This window comes from Sodalis glossinidius str. 'morsitans', from assembly GCF_000010085.1.
Taxonomy (GTDB): Bacteria; Pseudomonadota; Gammaproteobacteria; order Enterobacterales; family Enterobacteriaceae; genus Sodalis; species Sodalis glossinidius.
Map to the genome: position 1 here is coordinate 2620345 of NC_007712.1, position 12505 is coordinate 2632849.

Here is a 12505-nt window from a genome sequence, read left to right on the forward strand (position 1 = left end):
CGTCCCCGGCGAAGGAGAATACGTTCATGGGCTGATCATTAGTGGCAACACCCAGCCGAACGCTAAAATCAGCTGGGCGTTTTCCGTCAGTTAAGACCTGCGCTTAGCGCTGGGTATCGACAATGATACGACCCCGTATTTGATCCGCCATCAGCGCTTTTGCGGTGTCTATCGCCTCTGACAGCCCGATTTCGCGGCTTATCCGTTCCAGTAGCGGCTCATCGACGAGTTCAGCAATACGCTGCCAGGCGGCGCGACGATCCGCCTCGGGCCGCATGACGCTGTCGATACCTACCAGCGTTATGCCACGCAAAATAAACGGCGCGACGCTTGCGGGAAACTCCATGCCCTAGGCCAGACCACAGGCCGTCACGACGCCCTGATAACATAATCCGGCGCAAACATTGGCCAGCGTATGGCTCCCGACGCTGTCAACGGCCGCCGCCCATTGCCGAGTGGGCATCCAGTCCGGCAGGCAGCGGGATTAGCCAGTCGCCGTTGACGCGGGCTTTTGCGCCAGCCCGCCCCAGTGCTTTTCGCCAACGCCCCAGCCATTCAGCACAACCCGATCGCCGGCGCGAAAACCGGCATGGCGACTGTGTTCTAACGTACCGGCTAAATCGATTCCAGGTACCATCGGGAAGTGGTGCACCACCGGCCCTTCTTACCGTAATCGCCAAACCATCTTTATAATTCAAGGTGGAGTACTCAACCCGCACCAGCACATCCCCCGGCGGTAATTGCTCTTCTTCCAGGGTCGTCAGCGCGGCGCGATAGCCCGCGTCGTCTTTATCAATTACGATAGCGTTAAACATGGATGCTCCTTTGGGTGGCGAAGCCTAAGGCAGCGCATTGAAAGCTAGCGCGGTAAACCGGACAGAAACCCCTGGGCAAAGCGGTCCAGCGGCTGACGATTGCCCGCCAGCCGGGCGCGCATCACCGCCCCTTCCCAGTCAATCCAAAAAAATTCCGCCTGCGCATCACAATCCGCCTCGGCATGGGGATCTCCGCCGCCGCCTTCGCCAGCCGCAGGCAATCGGCAACCTGCCGCTGCCAACCGTGCAGAATGGCGCTCAATTGCTGACGATAGCCCGAAGGGCAAAACCGCGATTTCCTGCCCGAGGTTGCCACCAGGCAGCCACGCCGGAAATCATATTTCGCCATGCCTTTGGCCGATTGCTCGACAAACGCCTGTAGCCGTGCCAGCGGCATCAAGTCGGGCTGCGTGAGACAGCGTGCCAGCCTGGCGGCGAAATAATCACCGTAGCCGGCGACTATCGCCTGGCCGAAAGCCGCTTTACTGGAAAAATAATAGTAGAACGACCCTTTAGGAACGCCTGCCGCTTTGAGAATGCCGAGGCGGTGAAGCCCTGTTTGGTAAGCAGCGCAATGCCGGCGCGAATCAACACCTGGCGGATATCGGGGTCGGCGGCCGCCGTCTTACGTGGACGGCTGCGCCGCGGTTGAGGACGGATCGATTGCATGACGAGAATATAGACTGATCGTCTAGTTTAATCAAGCGTAGTATGGTCTGGCGCAGTGGGCGCCCCGGGTCACTGTGTCAGTGTTGGCTTCTCTTCCTTAAGCGGTACCGTGCGCCGCGGCCTTTTGCCGCGCATCAGCCAGGCGGGCACGACGGCGGCGAAAAAAACAGCGCCACCAGGTAAAAACCATCCTGATACGCCATCAGTTGCTCCCTCGGCACCAGCATGCTTTCAAGCCACGCCAGGGCGCCGGGATGAATGCCGGCGCGCAGCGGATAACCGAACAGATTGCACCAATGCGACATCAACAACCCCAGCCGGCTGATAGCTTCCATGCCGGCGGCGTTAGCGGTGGTCAGCGCCTGGGCCAGCGCATCGCCGTGGAACGTGGTGCGCCTGTCGATCACCACCGACAAGACATTGACACCAAACGACCCGCCCAGCTGACGCACGAAATTGAGACTGCCCGATCCCTACGCCAGTTTGTCCGGCGGCAGCGCACGAAGCGCACCGGCGTTCAACGCCGGCAGCATCACGCCAAGACCGATACGCCCAAGCATCACCCACCAGGCCATCGTCCAGAACGGCGTGTCCACATCCGCCCCGCCGGAGAGCCAGCATGACAGACCGAACAGCGCCAGCCCGCTCATCACCGGAATATGCGGCGGCAATTTATCGCTTAGCTGGCCGGCGATAGGAAATACCAGGCCCAGCACCAGCCCGCCGGCATCAGCAATAAGCCGGAGCGGGTGGCCGTGAAGCCTTGCACCGTTTGCACAAACAGCGTAATGATATAGGTCGAGCCGTAGATGCCGGCGCCGATAGCGAACGCTACCACGCAGCCCGCAGAAAACACGGAATTGGCGAACACTCGCAGACTTAACAGCGGATGAAGCGTCACCAGCTCCCAGAGAATAAACCCCGCCGCCGAGAGCAAAACCACCGCGAACTTTTACCGACCTACCCCAGCGATTTGGCGGCGGTCCAGTTCGACCGCGCCGGCATAACGCGCATTGGCCGCTGGGTCATCAACCACAGCTTTTTGCCGTCGGGCTGATTGGCGTAGGCGTCTCCTGCGGTGCCGGCTGGCTGCTGGCCCACGCCTACGGGCTGATGTAGCCGCAGCGTCCGGATAAGTAAAACGCTTCCAGGCCGGTTTGACCCAGATGCGCATTCTCTGAGCGATCGGCCGATTTTCCCCGTTTCTCCCTTTGACAACCCTACAGCCCCCCGCTATCATATCAACCACTTTCGCAATTCCTCTGTAGTTCAGTCGGTAGAACGGCGGACTGTTAATCCGTATGTCACTGGTTCGAGTCCAGTCAGAGGAGCCATATGTTAGAAAAGCCTGTTCAGTTCTCTGAGTCGGACTTTCTGCTTTCGGTGGTTTCTGAAAGGCAGCTAATAGAGAAAAGCAGACATGAAAGTCAGTAAATCGCTAATAGCGATTAAGTTACGGTAATGAGCAAATAGCAGAGTTCTACCTTTTGTATGCAATACACTAAAATGTAATTGCATGTTTAATTTCTCTTTTTACGATCTTTAAAATTCATTTCATTGATGAATATTGCTCACAGTGCCTATCCTCCACGCAATCATTATCAACCGGCCTTGATCCGTTAACATGCAGCTATTCCTTTCTGTTCATACGGATCACCATGTTCAACCTACATGCACGAACGCAGTCTTCGACAGCTAAAAAAACCGATCTATCGTTTCTACTCATTCTCAGCGCCCTGATGGCTTTTACCTCTTTATCAACCGACATCTATCCCGGCTATGCCCGTCATGGCAAAAGATTTACAGTGCGATGCAGAGCTGACAATCACAGGGTTTCTTATCGGCTTTTGCATTGCGTAACTGATTTGGGGACCGATTAGCGATCGTTATGGACGTCGTCTGCCGCTGTTTATTGGTTTAGGTCTATTCGTCATAGGCTCGGTGGGCTGTACGTTATCAACTGACATTGTTCAAATTGTCTTCTGGCGTGTTTTTCAGGAGTTAGGTGCCTGTACCTGTCCAATGTTGGCACGAGCAATGATCCGCGATCTGTTTAGCCGCACTCGTGCAGCACAAATGCTTTCGACTCTGATGATCATTATGGCCATCGCACCGATTGCCGGGCCCCTGATCGGCGGGCAAATGATTAAAGTCACCTCGTGGCATGCCATTTTCTGGCTGCTGGCGGTTATCGGAACATTAATGCTGATGTCTTTATTCTGGTTACCCGAGACATTACCTGCTGAAAAACGCTCGCAAGCCTCCGTAACCAGAGCCTTTCAAAACTACTATGCCTTGCTAACCAACGCCAAATACATGCGGTTTACTCTGTGCCTGACGTTCTATTACATCGCGGCCTACGCCTTTATCACGGGCTCTCCGTTTGTGTACATCACATACTTCGGCGTTGATCCGCAGCACTACGGTTGGCTGTTTGCAGTAAACATTGTGGGATTAATGGCTGTGAGCATGGTCAACAGACGCCTGGTTCACCGCTATCCACTGGAAGCGTTGCTCAAGAATGCCGTATTCATCGCCACTATTGCCGCAATAGTGCTGACTGTCACAACCGGCGTAGGTGTTGGTGGAATAACCGTGATTGTCGGGGCTGTGTTCGTGTTCTTCGCTATGAATGGCATCATCGCTGCAACATCCACGGCTTGCGCACTTGACGCCGTGCCTAATGTTGCAAGCTCCGCTTCGGCGCTAATGGGAACATTACAATACGGAAGCGGCATCACCTTTTCACTTCTTCTTGCTCTGTTCAGTGATGGCACACCATGGATGATGGGCTGGATAATTGCGTTGTTTACGGCAGCCAGCGCCTTGATGGCACTGACCGTTCAGCTAAAAAAATAAAGCTTTGTTATTGATGCCAGACGACACTTTCGTCTATAGAAACCCGCCCTTCCCTGTAACTCAGGGAGGGATGCGTTTTATCTGGGATCCCAAAAGAAATACCGTATAGCAGCCTGAAATCCTCCGGTACATTTAATATCCGACGCACCGTTTGGGCAAAATAACTCAGCACTGCCTGTGGAACGCCTGCGTAACCGCGAGCTGCCAGAGAAAGCAGGAATACCTGCGCATACATACCCGCATCCAAGGCAACGCGAACGTTGTCCCCTACAACAGGGATGAACAACAGAGCAACATGAGGCGCTCCGAAAAATTTCACGTTACGTTCTACCACTTCTGAGCGACTTAAATTGTCCCCCCGCGCAACGCCCAATGCCTGATAGTACGAGCGCACCTGCTCCAAAGCACTTTGTCTGAATGGCTCGGGATAGGCTTCTTTATCAAACGTAAAATCAAGGCTGTAGTTTCCTGCTTTCAGATCTGCCGTCAGCGCATGGCTTAATTCACGAAGCTTATCTCCCGCGACGATATGCAGGGACCAGGGTTGAGTATTGCAGTTGGATGGTGCACATTGCGCTTTAAGCAAAATGTCTTTGAGGACATCGCTGGGGATAGGAGATGGAAGAAAGGCTCTTGCCGAGTACCTTTTTTTCACTACCTGACTAAATGTTAGCTCTTGCGAACTCATTTGCTTCTCCGCCTGAAAGTAATTTGAAGTGAATGATTCACTCTTTCCAGATCCATCCTGTCACATCAGGCTCATCGTTTTCATTTCCTGATCCAGATTAGGTCTATGAATTCCATTCATAGTGCCTATTTAAGTAGCGTAATTATCTTTAACCGCAACTTCGTTAATCTTGGTATATCGCGTGAATACGCAATGTGAAATGCAGCAGAAAGTGGCTACAGCTAATGGACATACCCCAGCCTGCGCGGCTGAGGCGTCATTGGAAGCTTACTAAATATTCTTATCGGAGAAGGAGAAGACGTCTAACTTTTGCATTGCCTGGTCAACGTATTTAGGTACCCAATAAGTCTCGATATGAGTAGCGCCATCGATCAGAAAGAGTTCTTTGTCCTTCGTACCGGTGGCTTTAGCTAACGCATCTTCAGTCATATGATCCGTCACGGCTTTGTTGAATAAATCAGAACTTGTGACTACGCCCCCCTAGCAGATCGATTGTTATGCGATCCGGATGCTGTTCGGCATTCCTAACAGCGTCATTTTGTTAAACGCTTTGACCATCGCCATTGCCTCACCTACCTGCGCATCATAGTCACGCAGACTTAGATGATCGCCCATAAGCGTTTTGAACCGGAATATAGCTGTTTCAGCTACTGAGCGTCGATGATAGCCCACTTGCTTTTTCCATACATCGTTACTACCGCTTAGACGCTGATTCGCAACGGCGTAGACTAGAGGTGAGATTTCACCACGAGTCGGCGTTTTTATGCTGATCTTAACTGTCTTTGCTCGCTTGCTGATCAGCGAGTAGCTGGGCATCTTAGCGGCAGCACCATCAGTTTAAAAATGGCGTCAACGAAGCCCTGTAAAGCCCTTAACGAAAGGCCAAACACGCGTTTCATCATCAGAACAGTGGTGATAGCCATATCTGCGTAGTGAAGCGGCCGGCCACGCGCCGTTCAGGCGTTGTTTTTTCCGTCCATGCAACAATTGCCGACTCATCCAGCCATATCGTCAGAGCCCCGCGCTGCTTGAGAGCTTTATTGTAAGTGGACCAGTTGGTTATTTTAAACTTTTGCTTTGCCATGAAGTGCAGATGTTGAAATGACGGTAGTGATCTGAGCAGACGATCACCTAAAAGTTATATTTATTCAACAAAGCCCCGGCTGGAGGAAAACCTGGGGGCTGTAGACATCATTCTTTCGCAGAATGACTCACGTCAGATAACACAGGCGCTTGAAACGATTAAAATCGTCGGCGAACGTTACTCTCCTGAGCATCAGGCTCGCGCAGGCCGTTAATACCCAGACGGGTCCACAGCAAATTGCGGACCCGTTATTCCAAGTAGCGAAGTGCATCGATCATCAGCACAAATGCAGGCGGATGCTGCTTACGGCTGGAGTAGTAAAGATAATATTCGGGGAAAGAGGGACACCAGTCTTGTAGAACCTGAATAAGCTCTCCTGAATTTATATAATCCAGTACCATATCCTCAGGTATACAGGCGATGCCAAAACCAGATAAAGCAGCATTAATCCTTTCCGCCTGCAAATTAAACGTTACCTGTCCTTCAACTCTGCCCCGTAACGGTTTCCCTTCCTTTTCAAACTCCCAATAGTAAAGTCCACCGGTAGTGGGCAGGCGCATATTAATGCACCGATGATTTTGTAGCTCGTGAGGAGTTTCAGGACAGGGTTAGCAGCAAAATATGACAGTGCGCCAACCACTGCCATTCGCATATCCGGTCCAATCCTCACGGCGATCATATCCTTATCCACGCTTTCGCCCAGACGGATCCCGGCATCAAAACGTCCCTCCACGATATCGACAAAACCATTATCGACCACCAGTTCCACATTAATTTCCGGATATTCCCTGAGGAAGGGTTTTAACTTCGGCCATACCAGACTTCACGCAGCATGCTCACCGGCAGATAAACGGATATTGCCGGAGGCGTTGCCGTTCAGTTAAACAAGCGATTCTAGCTCCTGTTCAAGATCGGCAATACGGGGTTCAAGGCAGGCAATAATTCTCTCACCGGCTTCTGTAGAGGTAACGCTTCGGGTAGTGCGGGTCAGAAGGCGGATATTTAGCCTCTCCTCCAGTGCCTTCATCGCATGGCTGAGTGCAGACTGAGAAACACCAAGTTTGCCCGCTGCTTTGTAAAACTTCGCTCCCTTGCCACCACAAGAAAGATTTGCAGTTCGTTGAAGTTTTCTTTGAGCATTGGAGATTTCCTTATGGAAGCATTCCCTTCAAAGCGCACTCATAAAGGGTGTTCATAGACACAATCATTTTAGCCCCATTACTGACAATAATGATAATTGAGTTCGATGCTGGAATATGTCTTACAAGATAACTGGCAAGACGGTATCTATTGGTGGTCATTCTGGTGGTGTTGACAGAAAGTGGATTCAGGTTTAGCTTACTTATTAGCCAGTTACTGGCAAAGGCGATCCCAGTCAGAGGAGCCAAAAGACACCCGCGCAGAGACGAATATCATAAGAGGGACGCTAGCAGGCATTATCCCGCCTGCCCGCACAACTGATGCCCTCTATCCCCGATGGACTCACATTCCCATGACCGGGCTGCAAAAAGTACGAAAAGCCCTGAAGGGCTTTTCATCTTTACGCCTGTGCAAAATGTAGATCACCACATTAAATCATCGGGCACTTTAAAATCAGCGTAGGGATCGTCTTCATCCTGCTCTTCCTGACTCAGCACACTGTGCAAGACAATACAGTCTGCATCTCGCTGGGCAATTTTATCGGCGACGCTCGCGGGGATAATCGCATATAGACACTCACCCGCGTTATCAACCGCCAGCCGAGCGATGGCGAGACGACCATTTATCAACTGAGCTTGGGTTATCTTATCAACATCGAGTTTTTTGATAACATTGTTATCGGTGAAGTTAAAACCAATATCGCCTTTGGCGATGTGGATTATGTTCATTTCAATGAGCTGCTTAACCTGTGCTTTATATTCCTTCGATAACGTCACTTGTTTGTGTTGTTCGCTCAGCTGTTTATCACGCTCAAGTTGCGCTTTTTTATTTTCCTCCACGGCCGCTCTGGCCTCACGAGCCTGAACGCGTGATTTTTTAGCCGTTCTCTGCACTTTAGCCATTTTTTGGCTGGACACTAATCCTGCTTTTAGCATCTGCTCTTGCAAGGTGAGTTTTGTCATTGTCGTTTCTATACCCGTTAAGTCATTTAGGGGATTATACCTGTAATTTTTACGACTGTGCCAGGTTACAGGACCTCATCACCGCGTGGCTTAAAGTTGCAGGGGGCAGTCAGAGGCACTCATGACGGGCTTTGAAATGGGCACAGCGAACGGTTTATCGAGTCCACTTCTGGCACAATTTGCCAGCGACAGCGCCTCTGCTCAGCCATAAACCTGTAGCTAACGTGGCATCTCGCGTAGGCGCTTTCAAGATTAATGGCAGCGACCCCTTTCCACGGCGAACTGGGCATGCCTTCACCTCTGCACTCAAAACGGAACACAGTTGATTTTTTATACAGACGTGAAATTCTCTTAAGATTGTTCTTAAGGAGCCAGCGTAAATGCTTAAGACTGCTAGGATATGCCTGTTCACAGTGTGCGTCCTGCCTTTATGTTTGAGCCATAGCGCCACTGCAAAGGGGACAATGTCGGATGGAATCGATAACTGCTTACCCTGGCGTTTGCGCCTGCCCTTATAACAGCGCCAGGAACGGGAGTTCCTGTGGCGGTCGCAGCGCCTACACGCTCAACAGCGGCACGATTAAAATGGGCTTTAAGTCGGCCACGGCTTTCGGCAACGTGACATAATCGACGATGAGTTTGGTGATGTAGCCCGCCAGGAATCCGGCGATAAGCGCCCCGAGGAAACCGGAGCCGGTATGAATCGCCACCATGCCCATTTTGCCGCTTATCGACTGGCTTATTCCCAGCGATAAAATAGGCAGCATCAGCGCAAAGGCAGAACCGCCGCCGATGTCGGACAGCATTTTCGCGATCGGGCTGAAATGTGCATCGCTGGGCGTCGCCGCCGTGATACCAAAGGAAAAACTCAGCGCGATAAGAATGCCGCCGGCGATGACAAACGGGATCATTAAATTGACCCCGGTAATCAAATGCACGTAGATCTGCGCGATGGCAGAGCGCGGTGGGGCGTCATCGCTCCTGGCCTCCGTCCGTGCGCCGTCCAGGGTGGCAGGCAGCAGGTGCGACGTCAGCTCCCTGGTGATAATCGCGTTCAATAGCCCTTCTGCGTCCTTGGCCGCGCATGTCACCGAGACGTCGATAACCTGTTTATTGACAAAGCGCGACATATCGATTTTTTTGTCCGCGGCGATGAGTACGATGTCGGCCCGTTGGATATCCTACGGGGTGAAAATATAGTCACTTTCCACGGCCCCTTGTGTTTCCACTAATAGCGACAGGCTCAATTTTGACGCCGCTTTTTTCAAATTACTTTTGGCTAAATAGGTATGGGCGACACCCGTCGGACAGGTGGTAATAGCAATGATGTTCATATGCGTTCTCCAATAATAAGGAAACGATTTTATTTAGTTATATTTATCTGGTGGTACAGCGTTGGCGAACGCGCGTGCGTACGCCTCCTACTTTACCGGTAGGGATCATTGCGCGGGCTAAACCGCGACCTTTTGTTACCTGGTATTACGACGTTTCAGGTTCATAAATTATTTAGCGTCACGCGCCCGAGTGGGCGAGCAATAACACAAACATCTCCTCGCGCCGCTGGACGTTTAGCAATTTTTCCACCACCTCTTCATCCCCTAGCGCAATGGAAATCTTGGCCAGCATTCTAATATGTCCCGCATTTTTATCCGTCTCTTTCACCGCGAATAAAATCACCAGACGCACCTGGGTGCCGTCTATGGTCTCCCAGGGAATATTTTGCCGCAATCGCCCCACGGCAAATTCGGCGATATTGCACGCTGGCCCTTATGCTGGCGGGTAGCGCCATGAGCGTCGACGGGCTCATCATGCAAATGTTGACGCAAAACCGCTTCGTGGAGCCGACTATCGCCGGCACCACACAATCGGCAAGCCTGGTGCTGCTGCTGGTGACGATCGTTGCACCGGGCGCCCCGCTGAGCGTCAAAATGGGCATCTCCACCCTGTTCGCCCTCGGCGGCACAGCGCCGTTTATGATGCTGTTGGGGCGCATGCGCATGAAATCGCCGCTGATGGTGCCTCTCACCGGCATTATGCTGGGCGCGGTATTCGGCGCCGTCACTACCTTTCTGGCAATGGAGTTCGACCTGCTGCAATCCCTCGCGGGCTGGGAGTCAGGCGATTTTTCCGGCGTCATGCAGGAGCGATATGAACTGCTGTGGATCGTCGGCGTACTGACCGTGTTGGCCAGCTTCATTGCCGATCGCTTTACGGTGGCGGGGCTGGGCGTCGACGTTTCCACCAATTTCGGATTGAACTACCGCCGGGTCATGCTCACCGGTATGGCGCTCATCGCGGTAGTCAGCGGCGTGGTGGTGGTGATCGGCGTATTGCCCTTTCTCGGGCTGATTGTGCCCAACGTCGCCAGTATTGCCTTGGGGGATAATCTGCGGCGCATGCTGCCCTGGGTCAGCCTCGGCGGCGACGTGCTGGTGGTGTTGTGAGACACTCTGGGTCGCCTGATAAGCTATCCGTTTGAAATCCCCGCCAGCGTTATTCTGGGGGTGATCGGCGCCGGGGTGTTTCTTTTGTTGATCATGAGGAGCGATCGTCATGCACGCTGAGCCGTCTTGGTCGTCGCGGACCGCTGCCCCGGGCCGGTGGCGTCGTCTAAGCCTGCCGGCGCGGCGCCTGTTGCTGCCGGCCCTGCTGGCGCTGGCGTTTATCCTATTATTCATGACCGTCAATCTGCACGGCAATATCCGCTACATCCTGGTCCACCGGGCGCAAATTCTGGCTACCCTGCTACTGGTGGCCTTCGCCGGCGGGATCGCTACCCTGCTGTTTCAAACGGTCAACCATAACCGCATTTTGACGCCCTCGGTAATGGGCCTGGAAGCACTGTTTATTCTGTTGCAGACGGCCATCTTGTTTTCCGTCAACGTGCAAGGGCTTGTGTTGCTGGGCGCCGCCGGCAAATTTGCGGTGGAAACGCTGTTGCTGGTCGGCTTTTCACTGGTATTGTTCCGCTGGTTGCTCGGCAGCGTCGGTGTCAACCTGCACCGGGTGCTATTGTCGGTCTGATATGCGGCACGCTGTTTCGCAGTCTGGCGACGCTGTTGCAGCGTCTGCTGTCGCCGAGGGAATTCGCCATTTTACAAAGCCGCCTGTTCGCCACCTTCCCCGCGCGACGCCGGAGATATTGTCGGTAGCCGCCGTGATTATCCTCATCGTGGCTGTCGTGGTTTGGCGTATGCGCTTTGAGTTGGATGCCATCGCTCTCGAACGCAACACCGCTCTCAACCTCGGCATCGCCTATCGGCCGCGGGTGATGCTGCTTTTATTGCTGGTGGCGGCTTCCACCGCCCTGGTGGTGGGGCCGTTGACCTTTTTTGGTCTGCTGGTCTCCAATTTGTCCTATTCGTTGATAGAGTCCTGGCGCCACTGTTATTTGCTGCCGGTCGTGGTCCTGCTGGTGGCGGGACAGCTGATTCTCGAGCGCCTGTTGCATATGGCAGGTACGCTTTCCATGGTGATTGAATTTGTCGGCGGTGCGCTCTTTCTTTATTTTCTGATTAAAAAAGCAGCGGTGTGATAAAAATCGATAAGGTAGTGAAAAACTACCGCAATGTGTCCGTCCTCAACCAGATTACCGCCACCTTACCCCGCGGAGGGATTACCGCTATTATTGGCGCCAACGCCACCGGGAAATCCACGTTACTGTCGGTCATGGGGCGACTCCTGACGCCCGAGTGCAGCAGCGTTAGCGTTGACGGCCACGATGTGGCGAAAACCCCGGGCGCAACGCTTGCCACGCTGCTGTCCATCCTGCGTCAGGAGAATCATTTCACCAGCCGGATGACGGTATATGATCTGGTCGGTTTTGGCCGCTATCCCTACTCGCGCGGCCGCCTTACTGCGGACGACCGCCGCTATATCGATGCCGCGCTGGCGTTTTTGCAGCTTACGCCGCTGCAGGATCGCTATCTGGATGAGCTTTCGGGCGGTCAACGGCAGCGGGCCTATATCGCCATTACTGTGTCAGGATACCGACTATATTCTGTTAGATGAGCCGCTGAACAATATGGATATGAAACACAGCGTCGCGATGATGAAACAACTGCGCCAGGCCGCGGATACGCTCGGTAAAAACGTGGTTCTGGTGATCCACAATATTAATTTTGCCTCCGCCTATGCAGACCATATCATCGCGATGAAAAATGGCGCCGTTCTGCACCGCCGGCCGCCGGCGGTGATCGCCGACATCTTTGATACACAGGTCCATATCGAGCACATCCAAGTGCACTACGTCGCGGTGTATTATCGCTAACGGCCGCTTTGTGCCGGT

8 protein-coding genes, 1 tRNA gene and 13 pseudogenes are annotated in these 12505 nt (G+C 53.0%); 9 read left to right on the plus strand and 13 right to left on the minus strand.

Going from position 1 to position 12505, the window contains the following annotated elements; translation table 11 throughout:
• Nucleotides 1-103: 103 nt before the first annotated feature.
• The 6 genes and pseudogenes from SGP1_RS25720 to SGP1_RS24390 all read right to left on the minus strand — a co-directional run bounded on the left by SGP1_RS25720 (nt 104) and on the right by SGP1_RS24390 (nt 2385).
• A pseudogene (locus SGP1_RS25720) lies at nt 104-815 on the minus strand (alcohol dehydrogenase catalytic domain-containing protein).
• Nucleotides 816-859: 44 nt separating this feature from the next.
• Entirely contained in the window at nt 860-1036 is a 177-nt protein-coding gene (locus SGP1_RS33715; protein WP_424141114.1) for a TetR family transcriptional regulator C-terminal domain-containing protein, read from the minus strand.
• Nucleotides 1037-1059: 23 nt separating this feature from the next.
• Nucleotides 1060-1353: pseudogene (locus tag SGP1_RS33720) on the minus strand (TetR family transcriptional regulator); the annotation flags it as partial.
• Between the two features lie 265 nt (nt 1354-1618).
• Nucleotides 1619-1936, minus strand: a complete 318-nt coding sequence (locus SGP1_RS24380; protein ID WP_050747682.1) for a hypothetical protein — start codon at nt 1934-1936, stop codon at nt 1619-1621.
• A 21-nt stretch (nt 1937-1957) separates the two neighbouring features.
• Nucleotides 1958-2200, minus strand: coding sequence for a hypothetical protein (locus SGP1_RS24385; protein ID WP_050747683.1), 243 nt, complete (start codon nt 2198-2200; stop codon nt 1958-1960).
• Nucleotides 2164-2385 (minus strand): hypothetical protein, encoded by a 222-nt coding sequence (locus SGP1_RS24390; RefSeq protein WP_083764818.1) that lies wholly within the window; start codon nt 2383-2385, stop codon nt 2164-2166. Before SGP1_RS24390 ends, SGP1_RS24385 begins: the two co-directional genes overlap by 37 nt.
• 48 nt (nt 2386-2433) lie before the next feature.
• On the opposite strand from SGP1_RS24390, the pseudogene SGP1_RS33725 reads away from it, so the two are divergent.
• The 3 genes and pseudogenes from SGP1_RS33725 to SGP1_RS13830 form a co-directional block, all read left to right on the plus strand.
• Nucleotides 2434-2603 (plus strand): annotated as a pseudogene (locus SGP1_RS33725) (anaerobic C4-dicarboxylate transporter); the annotation flags it as partial.
• A gap of 139 nt (nt 2604-2742) precedes the next feature.
• Nucleotides 2743-2818, plus strand: a tRNA-Asn gene (locus SGP1_RS13825).
• A 324-nt stretch (nt 2819-3142) separates the two neighbouring features.
• A pseudogene (locus SGP1_RS13830) lies at nt 3143-4343 on the plus strand (multidrug effflux MFS transporter).
• Between the two features lie 7 nt (nt 4344-4350).
• Here the strand turns inward: SGP1_RS13830 and SGP1_RS13835 are convergent.
• The 3 genes and pseudogenes from SGP1_RS13835 to SGP1_RS25725 form a co-directional block, all read right to left on the minus strand.
• Complete coding sequence (locus SGP1_RS13835) at nt 4351-5031, minus strand: nitroreductase (protein WP_011411362.1); 681 nt, start codon at nt 5029-5031, stop codon at nt 4351-4353.
• Between the two features lie 270 nt (nt 5032-5301).
• Nucleotides 5302-5478, minus strand: a pseudogene (locus SGP1_RS29875) (alpha/beta hydrolase); the annotation flags it as partial.
• 48 nt (nt 5479-5526) lie between these two features.
• Nucleotides 5527-6115, minus strand: a pseudogene (locus SGP1_RS25725) (transposase).
• A gap of 76 nt (nt 6116-6191) precedes the next feature.
• Here SGP1_RS25725 and SGP1_RS29880 point away from each other — a divergent pair.
• Nucleotides 6192-6329 (plus strand): annotated as a pseudogene (locus SGP1_RS29880) (aldo/keto reductase); the annotation flags it as partial.
• 34 nt (nt 6330-6363) lie between these two features.
• Here SGP1_RS29880 and SGP1_RS13850 read toward each other — a convergent pair.
• A pseudogene (locus SGP1_RS13850) lies at nt 6364-7255 on the minus strand (LysR family transcriptional regulator).
• A 132-nt stretch (nt 7256-7387) separates the two neighbouring features.
• Here SGP1_RS13850 and SGP1_RS33730 point away from each other — a divergent pair.
• Nucleotides 7388-7576 (plus strand): hypothetical protein, encoded by a 189-nt coding sequence (locus tag SGP1_RS33730; protein WP_243466287.1) that lies wholly within the window; start codon nt 7388-7390, stop codon nt 7574-7576.
• Nucleotides 7577-7677: 101 nt separating this feature from the next.
• Here SGP1_RS33730 and SGP1_RS13855 read toward each other — a convergent pair whose 3' ends face one another.
• Complete coding sequence (locus tag SGP1_RS13855; RefSeq protein ID WP_011411363.1) at nt 7678-8217, minus strand: DUF2058 domain-containing protein; 540 nt, start codon at nt 8215-8217, stop codon at nt 7678-7680.
• Nucleotides 8218-8691: 474 nt separating this feature from the next.
• Here SGP1_RS13855 and SGP1_RS36550 point away from each other — a divergent pair.
• Nucleotides 8692-8844, plus strand: a pseudogene (locus SGP1_RS36550) (hypothetical protein); the annotation flags it as partial.
• Here SGP1_RS36550 and SGP1_RS13860 read toward each other — a convergent pair.
• A pseudogene (locus tag SGP1_RS13860) lies at nt 8778-9551 on the minus strand (fructose PTS transporter subunit IIB); the annotation flags it as partial. The pseudogenes SGP1_RS36550 and SGP1_RS13860 sit on opposite strands and share 67 nt — an antisense overlap.
• 178 nt (nt 9552-9729) lie before the next feature.
• On the minus strand, nt 9730-9954 hold the full coding sequence (locus tag SGP1_RS13865) for a PTS sugar transporter subunit IIA (protein WP_243466025.1): 225 nt from the start codon (nt 9952-9954) through the stop codon (nt 9730-9732).
• Between the two features lie 32 nt (nt 9955-9986).
• On the opposite strand from SGP1_RS13865, the pseudogene SGP1_RS13870 reads away from it, so the two are divergent.
• From SGP1_RS13870 to SGP1_RS13880, 3 pseudogenes are all read left to right on the plus strand, one after another.
• A pseudogene (locus SGP1_RS13870) lies at nt 9987-10781 on the plus strand (ABC transporter permease).
• Nucleotides 10771-11752, plus strand: a pseudogene (locus SGP1_RS13875) (iron chelate uptake ABC transporter family permease subunit). Before SGP1_RS13870 ends, SGP1_RS13875 begins: the two co-directional pseudogenes overlap by 11 nt.
• Nucleotides 11749-12487 (plus strand): annotated as a pseudogene (locus SGP1_RS13880) (ABC transporter ATP-binding protein). The pseudogenes SGP1_RS13875 and SGP1_RS13880 overlap by 4 nt, the downstream one beginning before the upstream one ends.
• The last annotated feature ends 18 nt before the right edge of the window (nt 12488-12505 follow it).

Coding starts and splice junctions, on each gene's coding strand:
- SGP1_RS13835 (WP_011411362.1), bottom strand. CDS start 5,031: ATGAGTTCGCAAGAGCTAACATTTAGTCAGGTAGTGAAAAAAAGGTAC.
- SGP1_RS13855 (WP_011411363.1), bottom strand. CDS start 8,217: ATGACAAAACTCACCTTGCAAGAGCAGATGCTAAAAGCAGGATTAGTG.